Raw genomic sequence first — 18,378 nt, forward strand, 5'->3', positions numbered from 1 at the left:
GAGAAAGCTGCAATGCGGGCTACGCTGCACACAGCGTCTGAAAAAATGGACATTGTATCTTCTAATTCCTAAAAAAAGGCAAATTCTATTCCTTTAGTCTAGTCAATTAGATGTCTTTCGTCCTCGGAATTATGGGAAAGTCTTAACAACTTTTTGCGAGCATAGTTGTTTAAGAAATAAGGATAACCGGTTTGCGAGAACTGCCGCAAACCGGTTACTTCATTAAGTAGCGAGTGCGTGCCTATTGCTGGTAATTTTCCCTGTCGCCATTTTTTGCCAGTATTTATCAACTTCTTCTTTAACAACGGGCATTAACAGATAGAGGCCAATAACGTTTGGAATCGACATGGCGAAAATCATTACGTCTGAGAAATCGATAACAGGTGCCAAATCGGCACTCGCACCAACGACTGTAAAAGCGCAAAAAATAATTTTGAAACAAAGGTCTTTTTTACGGCCTTCGCCGACTAAATACGTCCAGGATTTGAGGCCAAAATAGAACCAAGCGATTGCCGTCGATAGAGCGAATAAAATCACCGCGACCGTCAGCAAAATGGGAAACCAAGGTAAAACGGTTCCGAAAGCGGCGGACGTAAGCTGGACACCTGTTAAATCTGTAAGGTGAACTTCGCTTACAACAATGATCAAAGCAGTCATGGCACAGACTACGACGGTATCGAAGAAGGGGCCGAGCATTGCTACATAGCCTTGGGTAACAGGTTCATCCGTTTTCACCGCAGCATGGGCGATTGCAGCTGAGCCTATTCCTGCTTCGTTGGAAAACGCCGCACGTTGAAATCCGACTATCAATGCGCCTATTGCGCCGCCAATAACACCTTGACCCGTGAATGCGCCTGCAAAAATCTCGCTTACAGCCCATCCAATATGATCATAATTGACGGCTAAAATGATGAAACCTGCACCCAAATAGATAATTGCCATTAGCGGTACGAGCTTGCTGGTTACATTGGCAATGGATTTGATGCCGCCAATGATCACGCAACCGATGATAGCAGCAACTATAAGGCCGAAAAGCCAGCCTTTACCGGCCAAAAAGCTTTCAGCGCCGCCAGTGACAGCAACAAACTGATCAAAGGACTGATTAACCTGAAACATATTTCCGCCGCCTATGGCACCACCAATACAACAAATGGCAAACATGATGGCCAGGGTTTTCCCAATGCCGCCGAAGCCCCGTTCTGCAAACCCCGTTTTCAGGTAATACATTGGTCCGCCGGAGATAGTACCGTCCGGATTGATTTGGCGATATTTAACGCCAAGAATTGCCTCAGCAAATTTCGTCGACATGCCCAGTAAACCTGCGACAATCATCCAGAATGTGGCGCCCGGTCCGCCGAGGGATATGGCGACTGCGACACCAGCGATATTTCCTAGGCCGACGGTGCCTGAGAGTGCCGTTGTCAGAGCTTTGAAATGAGATATTTCTCCGGTTTCACCTGGTTTGTCATAGTCTCCGCGAAGGATCGCAAAAGAGTGTCCAATTTTACGAAATTGGACAAATTTGAAGTATACCGTGAATATCACCGCCGCTAACACCAACCAACCAACGATGAGGGGAAAGCTGACGCCTGCTATTGGGATCGAATAGAACATGATATCCAGTGCCGCCGCAGAAAGCGGCATGAAGAATTCGTTGATCTTGTCATCGATCAGATGAAATTCCAGCGCCTGGGCCGTACTTGTTGAGGCAAATAAAGCGGCCAGGGCAATTAGAATTCTAGTTGTCATTTTAGCATCTCCGTACTTTGACATTTTTGTATTGTAATTGGCTTACAGGAAAATGCTACTAGGCAGCGGTATAAGCTACTCAGATATCCCCATTTTTAGTATTTTAACCGGTTAATATACGATTTTCTATACATAGGAAGAAAGCCTTAGGATATACACCTTTTATGAGACATTATTTAGACGATAGGTCTTTATTTCTTAAATAAACGGAATATTTGCATGGTAAGTAATAAAATTGATAGGACAGACTACAGAATTATTAAGGAATTGCAGGATAATGGACGCCTCTCCATAGTAGAATTGTCTAAGCGGGTGAATCTGACCAAGACACCATGTGCGGAAAGGATAAAGCGCCTTGAAAAAACCGGCGTAATTTCAGGCTATTTTACGCAGCTGGATCCCGAAATAGTTGATGCGGGGCATATTGTTATGGTTCAGGTCCAGCTTTCCGGGACCACTGGGAAGGATCTAGAGGATTTTAACGACGCAGTTCGTTGTATTCCTGAAATTCAGTCTTGTTTGATGGTTGCCGGTGGTTTTGACTATTTGTTAAAAGTTAGAACCCGAGATATTGCGTCTTACCGCGAATTATTAGGCAACGCCATATCGAAATTACCCAGCGTATTGCAAACTCATACCTATGTCGTTATGGAAGTGGTAAAAGACGATGTGACTTTGCATTTACCTCCGAACCCAAACTAAAATGAGAAAATGATGAAAACAGCAATTAGAGGGCAGATTTTGTCCTTCCAGGGCAATCCGTTCACAGAACCCATGGAAGATTGTTTGTATGTTGAAGAAGACGGCCTTCTCGTCATGGAGAATGGCTATATTTCGGAAGTGGGTCCTGCCGTAGATTTACTTGGGACACTAGCGTCAGATACTCCGATCGAAGTATATCAAGACGCTCTCATTTGCCCGGGTTTTATCGATTGCCATGTTCACTATCCTCAAACCGAAATCATCGGTGCGTACGGCGCCCAACTTATTGATTGGCTCAATAAATATACCTTTGTCGCGGAACAGAAGTTTTCTGATAAAGCTCACGCCTCCCAGGCTGCGGAAATTTTTCTAAAAGAAACACTCCGCGCTGGAACGACGACGGCATCCGTTTTTTGTACTGTTGATCCTACCTCTGTGGATGCTTTTTTTGAAAAATCTGAAAAGCTCAATATGCGGAATATTGCGGGTAAAGTCCTTATGGATCGAAATGCTCCCGATGGTTTGTTGGATTCGCCACAAACTGGATATGATCAAACCAAGGACCTCATTGCTAAATGGCACGGCAGAGGTCGATCTCTGTACAGTGTAACGCCTAGGTTTGCCCCAACCAGTTCCCCGGAGCAAATGGAAATGACGGGTGCCGTATGGCAGGAGCATCCAGGTACATATTTGCAATCTCATATTTCCGAAAACCTCGGTGAAATAGCTTGGGTTGCAGACCTTTATCCGGATCGAAACAGCTATGCCGATGTCTATCGTCATTACAACCAACTTGGTCCGCGTGCGATATATGGTCATGGCGTGCATTTTTCTGACGATGATTTTCGTTTATTCTCAGAAACCGGGACAGCGTTAGCGCATTGCCCAACTTCCAATCTGTTTTTGGGTAGCGGATTGTTTAGTATTGAAACTGCGATGATGGGGCCAAATAAAGTGCGTACAGGTTTGGCGACGGACTTAGGTGGGGGCACAAATTTCTCACAGCTTGTAAGTATGAACGAGGCTTACAAAATTGCTCAGTTGGCGGGCTACGCGTTGAGCGCCTATCATGCTTTTTATTTGGCCACTCGCGGAGCGGCAAACGCGCTGTATCTTGATGATAAGATTGGAAGCCTTGCAAAAGGGTATGAAGCGGATATTGCGGTTTTGGATTTGAAAGCGACGCCGATAATTGATTACCGCCTTGATTATACTCAATCGTTGGAAGAGACGCTTTTCGTTCTGATGATGATGGGCGACGATCGAGCCAACCGGGCAACTTATGTCGCGGGTGAGCGGGTTTATTTCAATGATAGAGAAGCTGGAAAAGAGTCTTTTGCTGAATTTTAAACAAGCAACGTTGATCCGATTACTCCGATCCACCGTAAATAAACAATAATTATCCCATAACTTTAATACGGCCAGATTAATTATTTCCGCCGCTGAGGAAATTATGTCAGTATGCCGAAAATTTTGCGGGCGGGGGCGCCTCGAAATTCTCGCAAACATCTTGTGAAAAAAAATGAAGAAGGTTGTTAGATGAACGCGCGTATCACCACAGGAAATTTATTGGTCGCACATGAAATTGCCGATCTAGTTCAAAACGAAATACTCCCAGGACTAAATATTGACGCAGATAGAGTGTGGGAATTGCTTGATAGCGTAGTTAGAAATTTTGCTCCGCGCAATCGCAAGCTCTTGTCCAAACGAGATGACCTTCAGGTTAGAATTGATACTTGGCACAATGCTAGAAAAGGCATGCCACATAATGCCGATGAGTATAAGAATTTTTTATTGGAAATAGGTTACTTGGTACCTGAAGGGCCTGCTTTCAACGTTACAACTAACAATGTAGATCCAGAAATATCTACCGTTGCCGGGCCCCAATTAGTGGTACCGGTGATGAATGCACGTTACGCGCTGAATGCAGCGAATGCGCGCTGGGGCAGTTTATACGACGCCGTTTACGGAACGGATGTTTTATCCGAAGAAAATGGATGCGAGAAGGGAACTGGATATAATTCAGTTCGCGGTGCGGCCGTGGTCTCTTACGCAGCATCTGTTCTTGACGACGCGGCGCCCTTGTCCAGCGGAAGCCATGGATCAGCGCAGAGATACAGTTTGCAGGGGGATGAAGGTCGACAAAGGCTCTCTGTAACCTTGACAGATGGAACGAGTACTAGTTTGGCGGATCCGGATCAGTTTGTCGGTTATCTCGGTGAAACTGAGCTTACTTCTGTCTTATTAGTGAAAAATGGTCTGCATCTGGATATTCAGATAGACCGTGATGCACCTATCGGCAAAGATCATCCAGCTGGTGTAAAAGATGTCATTGTGGAATCGGCAGTTTCTACAATTCAAGATGCCGAAGATTCCGTGGCTGCTGTGGACGCAGAGGATAAAGCGCTAGTCTATCGCAACTGGCTTGGACTGATGAAGGGGGACCTTGAGGATAGTTTCGAGAAAAACGGTGAGACAATAAAACGCACACTTAATCCAGATCGAATGTACCAAGATGTTGAGGGTGGAGAGCTAAGATTACACGGCAGGAGTTTATTGCTGGTTCGAAATGTTGGTCATCTTATGACAACCAATGCTGTGCTCGAGGTAAATGGGACGGAAATTCCTGAAGGCATTTTAGATACCGTGATGACAGCTCTTTGTGCCTTACACGATTTAGGGAATGCAAAAGAACTGCAAAATAGTCGCGCCGGTAGTGTGTATATTGTTAAGCCAAAAATGCACGGTCCAGAGGAGGCTGCTTTCACAAATGATCTCTTCGCTGCCGTGGAAGATGGTCTGGAATTGCCCCGTAACACACTTAAGGTCGGTGTTATGGATGAAGAGCGCCGGACAACTCTCAATTTAAAAGAATGCATTCGTGCCGTGTCTGAGCGGGTATTTTTTATCAACACCGGGTTCCTCGACCGGACCGGTGATGAAATACATACGAGTATGGAAGCCGGACCGTTTATGCGGAAAGACGCCGCTAAAGGAGAGCCTTGGATTGCTGCATATGAAGATTGGAATGTTGATATAGGACTGGAAGTTGGATTACCCGGTCATGCTCAAATTGGCAAAGGAATGTGGGCAATGCCGGACGAAATGGCAAAAATGATGGATGCAAAAATTGGCCACCCCAAAGCCGGTGCAAATTGTGCCTGGGTGCCTTCGCCAACTGCGGCGACACTACATGCAACACATTATCATCGCGTGTCCGTTAAGGATCGACAGGTTGAACTCGCATCGAGAGGAAGGGCGAATCTTGACGCCATAATGACGCCGCCTTTACTCGCCGGTCAGAATTTGTCCGAAGCCGAAATCAGGGCTGAGCTTGATAACAATGCACAAGGTATTCTTGGCTATGTCGTGCGCTGGATAGACCAAGGGGTTGGCTGTTCAAAAGTCCCTGATATCAACAACATTGGTCTTATGGAAGACCGCGCAACCTTGCGTATTTCAAGTCAGCATATTGCCAATTGGTTGCACCATGGTGTGTGTTCGGTTGAACAAGTTACAGAAACCATGGAACGTATGGCTGCTGTTGTAGACGATCAAAATTCGGATGATCCAATTTATCAACCGATGGCTGGTAATTTTGATACCTCGATTGCTTACAAAGCGGCTTGTGATTTAATCTTTAAAGGCAAAGAACAGCCAAGCGGATACACCGAGCCTATCTTGCATGCACGGCGGATTGAAGCGAAAGCCCGTTAAGACATTAATTTCCAAATTCATTAAGTGAGGAAAAGAAACATGCTTACAATAAACCGGCTCTCCCACAGTGATGCACTCATTCTCATTGATGGTGCGCGAGAAAAATCCCGTGAAATTGGAATACCAATGTGTATTTCAATTGTTGATGAGTCCGGAAATCTCGTTGCCTTTGAACGTATGGACGGAGGTAAGATTACGAGCATAACAATCTCGCAGGATAAAGCCTTCACAGCCGCTGCAGCCAAAAAAGCGACCCATGAATATAACGCCGCTAATGTCCCTGGAAATTTGGTGTTCGGTATACATACCGAAGTAGGTGGGCGACTGTCGAGTGTTGGTGGCGGTTTGCCAGTTCTCGTCGCAGGTGAGGTAGTTGGCGGTATTGGATTGAGTTCCGGTTCACCGGCCCAAGATATGGAATGTGCGGAAGCTGGCCTGCAGAAATTTTATAAAACGATCGAATAAATCGCTTGGACTTGTTTTCGATCGGAAGATGCGGCTATAACTAATTGTCAGATCCCACAAAACGTTTATGGGGCGGGATCGATAATCTGGGTGCGCAATTAATGACTGAAAATGGAATGATGGCCGGAAACGGCCAAACCGAAGGACTTACTTTGTCGTCATTAGACAACATTGTTGGTTTTCATATGCGAAAAGCAATCTTGAAAGCCCTAAGCAGGGTATCCAAAGTTGCCGGAAGACATTTGGCAACCGGGCAATACTCTGTAATGGCAATTATTCATGAAAACCCCGGTCGAACTCAGTCGGCGATAGCAGAAGCGGCAGGCCTGGATCGATCCTCTCTGGTTCCAATTCTAAATCAATTTGAGAAAAATGGATTCATAACTCGCGTACCAGCTGCCAAAGACAAACGCGCTTATTCAGTTAGCTTGACGGATGAAGGCCGGCGGGAACTTAAAGATTTGGATGTTATGGTACAGGAAATTGAGGCTAAAGTTGTTCATGGCCTCGGTCACCAGGATCACCAACACCTTATCGAACTACTGAAGCGATATCACAGTATTATTTAGGCCGAATTAATCTATTTCCGCTCAAGTGATTTGTATTTTCCAATACTGTCTTTTTGAGCCAATCGACGAAGTATCGAACTCTTGGTGTGTTCTTAAGATCTTTATTCAAAAGTAGCCAAGCTTCTCGGGAAACGATGGGCTCGCCTTTTGAAAGCCGGCAAATGTCTGGGAAGGAATCGCCTAGTTGGCACGGTAAGATTCCAATTCCTACTCCTGCCCGGATCGCGTTCGCAAGAGACAGTGCCGACCCGCTCATCAGGCGGATGTTCGCACTCTCGACATTCGCTGCGAGCCAGCGCATTTCTGGAAGCTGAAATAAGTTTTCATCATAAGCAACCCAAGGCATATCTTCGAGATTTTCTGTCGCGTACTTTGGCAGCTTTTTAGAAGCGCCGTAGATTGAAAATCCAATTTGGGCAAGTTTGCTAATCACCATGTCGCCGTCTATCGGACGAGCCAGTCTGATAGCGATGTCTGCTTGCCGTCGGTTTAAATGCAAATTTTCGCTGTCTGCAATGAACTCAATTTTGATATCTGGAAATTTGTCATAGAAAAAATTGATTTTAGGGATGAGAAAATGATTAATCAGGCTTTCGACTGCGGTGACGCGGACAATCCCCGAAGGAGAATTATCTTGATCAGCGACGATATGCGTTATTGCCACGGCTTCGAGTTCAATTGACTTCGCATGCTTGATAATTTTCTCGCCCATGTCAGTGGGTAAGTATTTGCCCTCGACCTTGTGAATAAGGGGTGTCTCAATTTGCTTTTCCAAAATACTTAATCGCCGCGAAACGGTTGTTTGATTCACGCCAAGTTCGCGTGCGGCGGCAGACAGTGTCCCATGCCTGACTATTGCCAAATAGTATTTTAGATCATTCCAATTCATTCTGCATAATTGCAGATTATTGCCGCAAAGTTAATCCTTTAATTTGCAAAAATGCAGGAGTAATATTTGCCGTAGATCGACTTAACCATGGAGAAAATCATGTCCGACCCTAAAACGTTGCTCTCACTTTCTGGAGCGAATACTAATCCAGGCGCATTATCCGACTCGACATTGATAATTATCGATTGCCAGCAAGAGTATGTCGACGGAATGCTACCGCTGCCTGGGGTACAGAAAGCGTTGTCGGCGGTATCCGACATTTTGTCTCGGGCGAGGGACGCTGGCACACCAATCATTCATGTCGCACATAAAGGTGCCGTGGGTGGCGCGTTTGATCGAACGGCTGCGAATGGTCAGATTGTTTCCCAAGTTGCTCCCTTAAATGAAGAGCTCGTGATCGAAAAACCTTTGCCCAACGCTTTTGCAGGCACCAACTTGGCAGACGAGCTTTCAAATATAGGCCGTAAGGAATTGATCGTATGCGGGTTTATGACCCATATGTGCATAAGTTCAACGGTTCGAGCGGCGTTAGATCTTGGTTATAGAAACACCATTATTGGGGATGCTTGTGCAACAAGGGACCTGCCAATGGTTGGTGGCGGTGTTTTAGATGCAGCAGCATTGCATCAAGCGAGTTTAACGGCATTGGCAGATCGCTTTGCTATAATTGCAGGTGGCTCAAGTGATGTTCCAGATTAAATTGGTCTTGTAAATATGGAAATTGATTCGCCTTGATATGAGACTTTGCTCGATGAATGCACTGCGATTTTAACCAATCAAAATGAGCCCGATTGTTAATTGATCAACATTTGGTGTGCCGCGTTGATAACGGAATGTAATAATGAGTATTGTATCGCAAAAAGTGTATAAAATTTATTTTTATCTACCAATGCGCTTGTTTTTGTAAATTTCTCCCTCATACTTTCGTCCTTACAAATAATATAATGAACCCGGGTATCCGGGGACGGAATAGATGAGGGGCCATATGATGCTGATATTTGGAGATTTGAATAAAGCGCTGTCAGTTAAACTTTGCTATTCGCGGTTTTTGTCTTCGTCCGCAGTAATTTTACTGACGATTTCTATGACTGCAGCTTTCTATTTCTATGAAAATTGGTCTCTGGGCGGCCAAGTTACACCGTTGCAGCAGCTTTCTTCTATTGAGTAGCCGATGAATGATATGTCTTAGAAAGAGAGGTTTTTAACGACTTCAACACAATTTTTTAATCATTTGAATGATACGATTGCAATCCGTCTGATATTGGCACACAGACGTTCCGGCCATAGGCATAAATCGATGATCGTTCATGATTGAAGTACAAAGTAAGTTAGAAAAATATCAGGCCCGTGCTCAGGGAACCAACGTTAATGCAGTAACGCTTCTTGCAACCGATTACCTCAATCACTTCAACGAAGCTCTGATGCTTGCTGAATTAGTTGTGGATATGCCGGAAATGTTGCCGGATTTCGCCGACTGGAAACCGAAATCCTACATCAATCATTTTGTAGAGAGCGGTATCGCTGATCGTGACCTGGCGATTGAAGCTTACGAGTACTCACCTGCGAAATTTAGAAATGAGTTAGATTCTACTATCCAGAAATTGGATTCAAAGATACAGAGATTGCAATTAGTTCTGGGTGATTTTGTACTGCAGAACAGGCCAATCGGATGTTCAGATACTATTGAACAAAGTTGCATTGACTTGAGAAGGTTAATAGATCTGGCTGGGTCGATTATTAATGGTCAATCTGATGGTAAAAGTGCTCAGATATCCATATTGCCACAAAATGTATCTGCTTCTGTTCAAGAAGAAGACGGAATTTTAGAACAAGATGATATTGATGCTTTGTTCGGGTAAGAAAGACATACGCAAGTTCGTCATCGGCTTAGCGCTGGTGATGAGCGGATGTGTGTATTTTGTCGTTCCGGTGCAGGCCGCGACGGATAGAAAATGTCTGGCGACCTGGGAATTTCCCCAGATCAAAACGAATTATGTGAAAGCCAAATCAAAACTCAGTCGAAATAAAACCGGTAAACAGATTGAACGAATAGCTAAAAAAAGTGGTTATTCCAAGCCAAAAGGCCACGGCGGCTTGTTAGGGCTGACCCACTCTTCTATAGGACCCAGTTTTGCGGTCTCAACAAAATATATCGAAGTCGAGAAAGGCCGGTATTGTTTGAAATTACGCAAAGTCGATTTTACTTTTGGCATTCGAAAGTCTGAAATTTATGTCGACCGAAAATACCGTAAATCGTCATGTGCTTACAAAGTCATCTATGCGCATGAGAAACAGCATGTTCGAATAAATGAAAAAACGGTCAATGACTATGCGCCAAAAATTTCCAAGGAACTGAAAAAAAGAGCGGCAGCTATTAAGCCATTTTACACTGATAATCCGAAAGAGGCGGCGCAGCTAATCATTAAGAAACTTACTGTGAGTATGAAACCGATTCTCCAAAAATTCGCGGATCAGCGCGAAAAAGCAAATGATGTGATCGACACGAATGAAGCCTACACCGCAACTCAAGCGAAATGCAGTGATTGGTGAGCAGATTATAATTTCGTTTGTAATTTATTAACATTTTCTTGCTCTAATTCATTAAGGTCTATGGCGCAACAAAGATCTAGCTGAAAAATCAGCTGCTTAGGGACAGAGAACTGACATGATCATTGCCGAAGATATCAAGAAAATGCTGCAGGCCTTGGAGGCGGAAAACAACCACAAGCACGGCGGTTCTATTCAAGATCGTATTTTTCCTCGCCGCGATGGATTATGGCAAGCAACAATCAGAGCTGAAGAGGGGCATGCAAGCCTCCACGAAGCTGAACGTGAAGTCTCTGGTATGATAAAAGATATTTCCGCAAATGGGGCACGTATTGACGTGGACGGTTCATTCTTTGAAAAAAACAATCTATTGCTGACAATTTCGGGACAATGCATTTTCCGGTGCGATTTAGTTTGGCGGCGCGGCAACAAAATCGGGTTGCAATTCTCAGAAGATCCCAAGAAGGTTATCAAGGAACTCGAAAAAATATCTCCGAAAATCGAGTCTATTCATAACTGAATGGTCAACTACTCTTATCAACCGGCTACAGTTCTTCTGTACGATCCGGATCCCGCGCTTCGACACAACACGAGAAGTGCGCTCCTGAATATCGGGTTTGGTGAGGTTGTTGCTATTCAGGAATACAGTGAATTTATTGAAAAAACCTCTGCCAAAGAATTTGACCTTGTATTGGCCGACTCGCGCGCGGTCGGGGGTGATCCAGTGGAGGCCGTTCGCAAAATACGGCGTCATGCAATTGGGAATAATCCATTCGTAAATGTAATTGTCTCGCTTTGGGATACCGCGCCCGAGACGGTGACAAATGCGCTTAATTCCGGCGCTGACGATATTATCTCCCGTCCAATGTCCAGAACGCATATTTTGGAACGCGTGGTTCGCCTTGTCCGAGATCGAAAACCATTTATTGTCACACCTGACTATTTGGGTCCGGACAGGCGACAAGTACCTCGGGGATATCCGCAAGGTTCTGCAATGGTTGTACCGAATTCGCTCCAAGCTAAAATAGAGAACCGTCCGGAATTTGCCGCAACACCGGAAACCATTGAAGCGGCAATGAAGGCAGTAAATGATCGCAAGATCTCAATATTTACGGAACAACTAATCAGATTGTCATCTGCAATACTGCTTCTTTCTGATACGAATGATAGTCATGGCGATCGCGAGAATGTAGTCCAGGCATTGTGCCAAATAAATGATCGGCTGGCCTCCAGGATTAGTGGAACGGCCCTTACACCTGTACTTTCTTTATGCGAGGGATTAAGTGATCTTTTGGAGAATATAAGAAAATCACACAAAATCCTGGATGAGCAGGAAAAAGAGCTATTGAAACAGATTCCGTATGCTATTCACAAAGGATGTAAAGAAGTCCAACGTTCGGCTTCCCTAGCTTTTGATATTCGGGATCTTTCTGCAGATTTGCAAAACCATCGTCGATTTTCGAGATCATCGGCTTGAGATCTTAGGCCATAATGTTGACGGTGTTTTGCAATAGTTCGTATGCGCACTACATTAGGCTTTGATGGAATGTACCGCGACACTACTAGGTCTTCTACATATCATTCCAATAAATTAGATAACAATAGAAGGAGTTACCAAGAATGATCGAGAGGAATACTCCTGTTTATGTCCGAGCAATTGGTACCGTTTTTACAAAACAGATTTTACCGGCTTTGCTCGTTATCTCTAGTTTATTGTTGGTGCCGATTGGTCAAAGTATCGCGCAGGACATTTCTTTTTTTCGGATTGGTACCGGCTCATCCTCCGGTACCTATTATCCTATCGGAACGCTAATCGGATCTGTTATTTCCAGCCCGCCCGGGAGCCGCGCCTGTGAAGATGGCGGATCTTGTGGTGTTCCAGGGCTCATTGTTACTGGCCAGACAACCCGAGGATCCATAGCCAATATTGAAGGCGTTTTGGGTGGTTCGCTGGAAACGGGGCTTGCGCAATCAGATATGGTTCAGGCCGCCTATACGGGGACGGGTGTTTATCGATTGAAGAAACCGGCGAAAGACCTCCGCGTTATTGCTAACTTATATCCGGAAAACATTCATCTTGTTGTTCGGCGAGATGCCGGAATAACGAACATTTCTCAACTCAAGGGTAAGCGGATTTCCTTGGACCTTCCTGGTTCTGGCACCCGTGAAAACGCCAAATTGATATTGTCTGCTTACGGGATAGCACCGCTTGAATATCAAGCAATTCCTGTTAATGCCGATAAGGCCGTTGGGATGATGCTGAATAAAGAACTAGATGCCTTTTTCTTTGTGGCGGGGTATCCCGTCACCGCCGTTTCAGAATTGGCGAATACGGGGATCATCGATCTTCTGCCTATCAATGGAAAGATTGCCGAAAAGATTGTCAACGACCATAGTTACTATTCTCTGAGTGAAATTCCAGAGGGTGTTTATGACGGTATTGCGGCGACTCCATCTTTGGCAGTCAGCACCCAATGGGTCGTGAACGCAAATATGGAAGAAGATGTTGTATATGATGTCACGCGTGCTTTGTGGCATCCAAAAAATCGAGTGCTCCTGGATAATGGGCATTTGAAAGGAAAGCATATTCGCCTCGAAACGGCTTTGGACGGCATTGCGACCCCCCTGCATGCCGGCGCTGAAAAATATTATCGCGAAAATGGAATGATCAAAAACTAGAGAGAGACAGTTTATACGGGTTGTATGGTCTTAGGGGCTTTGTTACTGTTCTTCTAATTCAAGGAGAAACCCTGTGACCCCCAATATTGTATCTACTGCAAACGCTGAAACCCGCCCCATTCTTGTCGTCGAAAAAAGCCAATATGATGAATGGTTGGTCGGGCAATCCGAACATTGGCGAAACTGGATAAATTCTCAGGATTTTGTGGCTGAAGGCGGGCGACATATCTTGTTGCCGAATGAAACCTCTCAGTTTGCTTCTGTTTTGTTCATCCGCAGCAAAGATTTTTCTATTTGGTCCCTGGCAGGCCTTTCAGTGAAACTACCAAAAGGGACTTACGCCCTTGAAACTGGTTTGTCGCCGAAACAGGCGACTGATGTCGCAATTGGCTGGTCTCTGGGGACATATGTTTTCGATCGCTATAAAAAGAACAAAACTGAGCCGGCCATGTTGGTTTTACCTGCCGGTGCAGATGCGGCATTAGTCCAACGTACCGTCAAAGCGACCTATCTTGTCCGGGACCTGATTAACATACCCGCGGCGGATATGGGCCCCTCCGCACTCGAAGCAGCCGCCTCACAGATTGCGGGCGAATTTGAGGCAAGACAAGGCAATATCGTCGGGAATGATCTTATAACTTATCATTACCCAATGGTGCATGCTGTTGGACGGGCGGCAGAAGATCCACCGCGCGTTATTGATATTACCTGGGGAAATCCGGATGCACCGAAGGTAACGCTCGTCGGGAAAGGTGTCTGTTTCGATACAGGCGGTCTGGATATTAAGGCATCGGCTGGCATGTTGATGATGAAAAAGGACATGGGCGGAGCAGCGACTGTTCTTGGCTTGGCGCATATGATCATGGATGCAGCCTTGCCCGTGCGTTTGCGGGTTATAATTCCAGCCGTTGAAAACTCTATTTCTGGCAACGCCTATCGACCTGGCGATGTCCTGACGAGCCGAAACGGTAAAACGGTCGAAATTGGAAACACGGATGCAGAAGGGAGACTTGTACTCGCCGATGCCTTGACAGCTGCAGATGATGACGAACCTGATTTGCTTATCGATATGGCAACACTAACCGGTGCCGCGAGGGTTGCCGTCGGGACAGAAATTTCTGCAACTTTCACGGACGACGATGAGTTATATGCAGCTTTGGCGAAACATGCGGAAATCGAAGCGGACCCTGTTTGGCGGCTTCCGTTATGGGAAGGGTACCGGCATCTAATTGATAGCAAAATTGCAGATTTAAATAACGCGGGATCGAGTCCCTTTGGCGGCGCGATTACAGCGGGACTATTCTTGAAAGAATTCGTTGAAAAGAGTCGAAGCTGGGTTCATTTCGATATTATGGCATATAATTCACGTAGCCGCCCGGGCCGCCCAATTGGCGGTGAGGCGTTCGCAATGCGAGCATTATATGCCATGATTAGTGAACGATATTCGGCTGGACCCTAGTATCCTTTATTGACGTCAACGGCATAGAGGAGCTCTTCACCGTTCTGAGTGCGAATGATGTTTTGCGCGACCAATTTTGCCACACTTTCAGGATCCGAAATACTAGCCACATGAGGTGTAATTCGAACTTTCGGATGATTCCAAAATGGATGATCCTCCGGAAGGGGTTCTGTGCGGAAAACATCCAAAGTGGCCGCAGAAAGGTGTTCACTATTCAACCCTGCGATCAGATCTTCATCAACTACGTGGGAACCTCGTCCTGCATTGATAATACCGGCACCTTTAGGTAATTTGGCAAAGAGGTCGGCATTGAGGAAGTTCGTTGTCGCAGCGGTAAGGGGTAAGAGGCATACGAGAATTTCGGTGCGGGCTAGAAATTCATCGAGTTGGTCATCTCCAAAATAACTAACGACACCGTCAATTTTCTTTTCGGACCGGCTCCAGCCTGCGACATCAAAATTGAGAGCAGTCAAAGCCTGCGCAGCACCACCGCCAAGTTCGCCCATACCCAGAATACCGACTTTTCGATCTGACGCGAAGGGTGCGAATTCTTCTTTCCATAGCTTTTGTCGCTGATTGTTGTCGTAAATAATCTCAAACCGATGATGGTTGAGGACATGTTGGACGACATATTCTGTCATCCGCCCCGTTAGATTCGGATCGACAACACGTGAAAACGGCAAATGGCGCGGAAAATCAGGATCGGCCAGTAAATGATCGACACCGGCCCCTAAAGAATACACAGCCTGTAAATTCTTGAACGTCGCCAGCTCACCATGCGGCATCTTCCAACAAAGGGCGTATTTGATTTCGTCACGGTCTCCGATGTCCGGCCAAATACGAACTTCCAAGTCAGGCACATATTTATTGAGTTCACGTCGCCACCAATCAGGACGATCTATATTACTTTTGAACAGCAATGCCATTTTGTCTTCAACCTCTTTTGGGGATGTTTATGTCCTAAGGATATTATCGCCCGCCGTTTCCAAATCAAACGCGGCTTTCATCAATGCTTTTGTATAGTCTGTTTGCGGATTGTCAAAGATTTGTTGAGAATGGCCCTGCTCGACGATTTTGCCATGCCGCATGACGATGACACTGTCTGCGAGCGCGCGAACAACTTTCAGGTCATGGCTGATAAACAAATACGTCAGGTTATGTCGGTTTTGTAAGTCGCGCAGCAAATCAACAATTTGAGCTTGCACAGACATATCGAGTGCGGAGGTTGGTTCGTCGAGGACAATAAATTTCGGTTTGAGGATCAGGGCCCGGGCGATAGCGATACGCTGACGTTGGCCACCCGAGAATTCATGCGGATATCTATCTTGGGCTTCTGGCGGAATGCCAACTTCCCTTAGAATGTCGGAAATCCTTTCCCGTCGCTCTATTGGGTCACCGCGCCCCTCGTGAACGGTTAGCCCTTCTTCGATTATCTGAGCAACCGACAGGCGTGGGCTCAGGCTGGAATAGGGATCTTGAAAAACAATCTGTATTTCAGACCGCAAGGGGCGTAATGTTTTCCAATTGGCGTTCTGGATAGAATTTCCCTCAAATAAAATATCCCCTTTTGAGGAAATTAATCGGAGGAGAGCTAAGCCGAGAGTAGATTTCCCTGACCCGCTTTCTCCGACAACACCGACAGTATGTCCCTGTTTTATGGACAATGACATGTCATCAACAGCCCGAACATAATCAATGGTACGTTTGAAAAAGCCGGCCTTTATTGGAAAATATACTTTCAAATTCCTGCCGCCCATTATTTCAGGCAGTGCGTCATTTTTCTTTACGGGCAATCCTTTTGGTTCCGCAGCAAGCAACATTTGTGTGTAGTCATGCTGCGGGTTCGAAAATAATTGTTCCGCGCTATTGGCTTCAACAATCTCCCCCGCCGTCATAACGCAAACATTCTTGGCCATTTTGCGGACAATTCCTAGATCATGGGTAATAAGCAAAATGGCCATTCCCATTCGCTGCTGCAAATCCATAAGCAGCTCGAGAATTTGCGCTTGAATTGTTACGTCTAAAGCGGTTGTTGGTTCATCAGCAATCAAAAGGTCCGGCTCGTTAGCCAATGCCATTGCAATCATGACACGCTGGCGCTGGCCACCAGATAACTCGTGGGGAAAGGCATTCAATCGCTCGTCAATGGCGTCCAGGCCTACTAGCTCGAGCAATTCGCGCACGCGCGCGGCGGCGGCTTTTGGTTTCATGCCTTTGTGGACAAGTAAGGTTTCGTTTATCTGTTTTTCAATCGTATGCAACGGATTGAGGGACGTCATAGGTTCCTGGAAAATCATGGAAATATTTTTCCCTCTGATTTTCCGCATATCTTTCTTTGCTTTTCCGACGACTTCCATGCCGTCAACGATAATTGATCCTTTTGGATGCTTCGCAAGAGGGTATGGAAGTAATTGCAAAAGGCTTAGGGCGGTAACCGATTTTCCGGAACCGCTTTCGCCGACGAGCGCCAACGTCTCCCCTTTTTCGATCGAGAAAGACACACCTTTAACCGCAGGCACCTCCACGCCGTCTGATTTAAATGTGACCCAAAGATCCTGTACGTCTACGAGTGCCATTATTGGAAGGTCTTTCTGGGATCAAAGGCGTCGCGGATGCCTTCTTGCATAAAGAAAGCCAGCGTCAACATGATAGAGAGGGTGAGAAACGCAGTGACTCCCAACCACGGAGCTTGAAGATTAGCCTTACCTTGCGCGAGTAACTCTCCAAGGGATGCGGAGCCGGGGGGAAGGCCGAGCCCAAGGAAATCAAGAGACGTCAGACTGACAATGGAGCCTGTCAGAATAAAGGGCAAAAAGGTCAAAGCTGAAACCATGGAATTGGGAAGCAGATGCTTAAACATTATGACACTATCGCGAACGCCCAGTGCGCGTGCCGCCCGAACATAGTCAAAATTCCGAGATCGTAAAAATTCCGCACGGACGACACCAACTAAACTTGGCCAGCTGAAAAGTAGAAGCAGGACCAAAAGAATGGTAAAAGTTGGCTCAATGAGCGAGGCGAGAATAATAAGAATATACAGGCTGGGCATCCCCCCCCAAACCTCCAAAACCCTTTGAAATATTAAGTCGGTCCAGCCGCCAAAATACCCTTGTACAGCACCCGCACTGACCCCGATTAAGGAGCTGAAAATGGTCAGGATCAAACCGAATGAAACGGAAATGCGATAGCCATAGATCACGCGCGCAAGAACGTCCCGACCCTGATCGTCGGTTCCGAGCCAGTTCTCAAAATCAGGTGATGAAGGGGCGGGTGATTTCAGATCGTAATTGATGGTCGTGTAGCTATAACGGATCGGCGGCCAAATTTGCCACCCATCTTCTTCGATGAGGTCTGCGACGAAGGGATCTCGGTAATCTGTTGCCGTTTCAAAATCACCACCGAAATCCGTTTCGGGATACGTAACGAAAGTCGGAAAGTAAAACTGATCTTTGTAGGAAACCAGCAACGGTTTGTCGTTGGCAATGAACTCTGCAAAAAGCGAAAGGATAAAAAGGCTAACGAATAAAACCATCGACCAGTAGCCCCGCTTATTGGCTTTAAAATTCTGATAGCGGCGGCGATTAATAGCGGAAAGACTCATA

Annotated in this window: 17 protein-coding genes; 12 read left to right on the plus strand and 5 right to left on the minus strand. The window is 45.9% G+C overall.

What is annotated here, in order from left to right; translation table 11 throughout:
• Positions 1-222: 222 nt before the first annotated feature.
• The gene (locus V7723_RS14355; RefSeq protein ID WP_335685177.1) at positions 223-1,749 is read right to left on the minus strand and encodes an alanine/glycine:cation symporter family protein; all 1,527 of its coding nucleotides are present in this window, start codon (positions 1,747-1,749) and stop codon (positions 223-225) included.
• Positions 1,750-1,983: 234 nt separating this feature from the next.
• Between V7723_RS14355 and V7723_RS14360 the strand changes: the two genes are divergently transcribed.
• The 5 genes from V7723_RS14360 to V7723_RS14380 all read left to right on the plus strand — a co-directional run bounded on the left by V7723_RS14360 (position 1,984) and on the right by V7723_RS14380 (position 7,202).
• Positions 1,984-2,451 carry an Lrp/AsnC ligand binding domain-containing protein gene (locus V7723_RS14360; RefSeq protein ID WP_443024232.1) on the plus strand — a complete coding sequence of 156 codons (468 nt, stop codon included), beginning with the start codon at positions 1,984-1,986 and terminating at the stop codon, positions 2,449-2,451.
• 12 nt (positions 2,452-2,463) lie between these two features.
• Positions 2,464-3,801, plus strand: coding sequence for a guanine deaminase (gene guaD / locus V7723_RS14365; RefSeq protein WP_335685179.1), 1,338 nt, complete (start codon positions 2,464-2,466; stop codon positions 3,799-3,801).
• 189 nt (positions 3,802-3,990) lie between these two features.
• Complete coding sequence (locus V7723_RS14370) at positions 3,991-6,168, plus strand: malate synthase G (RefSeq protein WP_335685180.1); 2,178 nt, start codon at positions 3,991-3,993, stop codon at positions 6,166-6,168.
• 39 nt (positions 6,169-6,207) lie between these two features.
• Complete coding sequence (locus V7723_RS14375) at positions 6,208-6,633, plus strand: GlcG/HbpS family heme-binding protein (RefSeq protein WP_335685181.1); 426 nt, start codon at positions 6,208-6,210, stop codon at positions 6,631-6,633.
• Between the two features lie 101 nt (positions 6,634-6,734).
• Positions 6,735-7,202, plus strand: coding sequence for a MarR family winged helix-turn-helix transcriptional regulator (locus V7723_RS14380; RefSeq protein ID WP_335685182.1), 468 nt, complete (start codon positions 6,735-6,737; stop codon positions 7,200-7,202).
• Here V7723_RS14380 and V7723_RS14385 read toward each other — a convergent pair.
• Entirely contained in the window at positions 7,195-8,091 is an 897-nt protein-coding gene (locus V7723_RS14385; RefSeq protein WP_335685183.1) for a LysR family transcriptional regulator, read from the minus strand. The two genes, V7723_RS14380 and V7723_RS14385, sit on opposite strands and share 8 nt — an antisense overlap.
• A gap of 99 nt (positions 8,092-8,190) precedes the next feature.
• Here V7723_RS14385 and V7723_RS14390 point away from each other — a divergent pair, with 99 nt between their 5' ends.
• The 7 genes from V7723_RS14390 to V7723_RS14420 all read left to right on the plus strand — a co-directional run bounded on the left by V7723_RS14390 (position 8,191) and on the right by V7723_RS14420 (position 14,776).
• Positions 8,191-8,790 (plus strand): cysteine hydrolase family protein, encoded by a 600-nt coding sequence (locus V7723_RS14390; protein ID WP_335685184.1) that lies wholly within the window; start codon positions 8,191-8,193, stop codon positions 8,788-8,790.
• 608 nt (positions 8,791-9,398) lie between these two features.
• Positions 9,399-9,950 (plus strand): hypothetical protein, encoded by a 552-nt coding sequence (locus V7723_RS14395; protein ID WP_335685185.1) that lies wholly within the window; start codon positions 9,399-9,401, stop codon positions 9,948-9,950.
• Positions 9,925-10,641: a hypothetical protein gene (locus V7723_RS14400; protein ID WP_335685186.1), complete on the plus strand. Its 717-nt coding sequence runs from the start codon at positions 9,925-9,927 to the stop codon at positions 10,639-10,641. Before V7723_RS14395 ends, V7723_RS14400 begins: the two co-directional genes overlap by 26 nt.
• 115 nt (positions 10,642-10,756) lie before the next feature.
• Positions 10,757-11,158 carry a PilZ domain-containing protein gene (locus V7723_RS14405; RefSeq protein ID WP_335685187.1) on the plus strand — a complete coding sequence of 134 codons (402 nt, stop codon included), beginning with the start codon at positions 10,757-10,759 and terminating at the stop codon, positions 11,156-11,158.
• Entirely contained in the window at positions 11,159-12,115 is a 957-nt protein-coding gene (locus V7723_RS14410) for a response regulator (RefSeq protein WP_335685188.1), read from the plus strand.
• Positions 12,116-12,258: 143 nt separating this feature from the next.
• The gene (locus tag V7723_RS14415) at positions 12,259-13,317 is read left to right on the plus strand and encodes a TAXI family TRAP transporter solute-binding subunit (RefSeq protein ID WP_335685189.1); all 1,059 of its coding nucleotides are present in this window, start codon (positions 12,259-12,261) and stop codon (positions 13,315-13,317) included.
• A gap of 73 nt (positions 13,318-13,390) precedes the next feature.
• Entirely contained in the window at positions 13,391-14,776 is a 1,386-nt protein-coding gene (locus V7723_RS14420) for a leucyl aminopeptidase family protein (RefSeq protein ID WP_335685190.1), read from the plus strand.
• Here V7723_RS14420 and V7723_RS14425 read toward each other — a convergent pair.
• From V7723_RS14425 to V7723_RS14435, 3 genes are read right to left on the minus strand one after another with little or no spacing between them, the layout of a single operon-like run.
• Positions 14,773-15,702: a 2-hydroxyacid dehydrogenase gene (locus tag V7723_RS14425; RefSeq protein WP_335685191.1), complete on the minus strand. Its 930-nt coding sequence runs from the start codon at positions 15,700-15,702 to the stop codon at positions 14,773-14,775. The two genes, V7723_RS14420 and V7723_RS14425, sit on opposite strands and share 4 nt — an antisense overlap.
• Before the next feature lie 27 nt (positions 15,703-15,729).
• Positions 15,730-17,352: an ABC transporter ATP-binding protein gene (locus V7723_RS14430; protein WP_335685192.1), complete on the minus strand. Its 1,623-nt coding sequence runs from the start codon at positions 17,350-17,352 to the stop codon at positions 15,730-15,732.
• Entirely contained in the window at positions 17,352-18,377 is a 1,026-nt protein-coding gene (locus V7723_RS14435; protein WP_335685193.1) for an ABC transporter permease, read from the minus strand. Before V7723_RS14435 ends, V7723_RS14430 begins: the two co-directional genes overlap by 1 nt.
• Position 18,378 lies beyond the last annotated feature (1 nt).

The organism is Sneathiella sp. (assembly GCF_036960985.1).
In the GTDB taxonomy this organism is placed as follows: Bacteria; Pseudomonadota; Alphaproteobacteria; order Sneathiellales; family Sneathiellaceae; genus Sneathiella.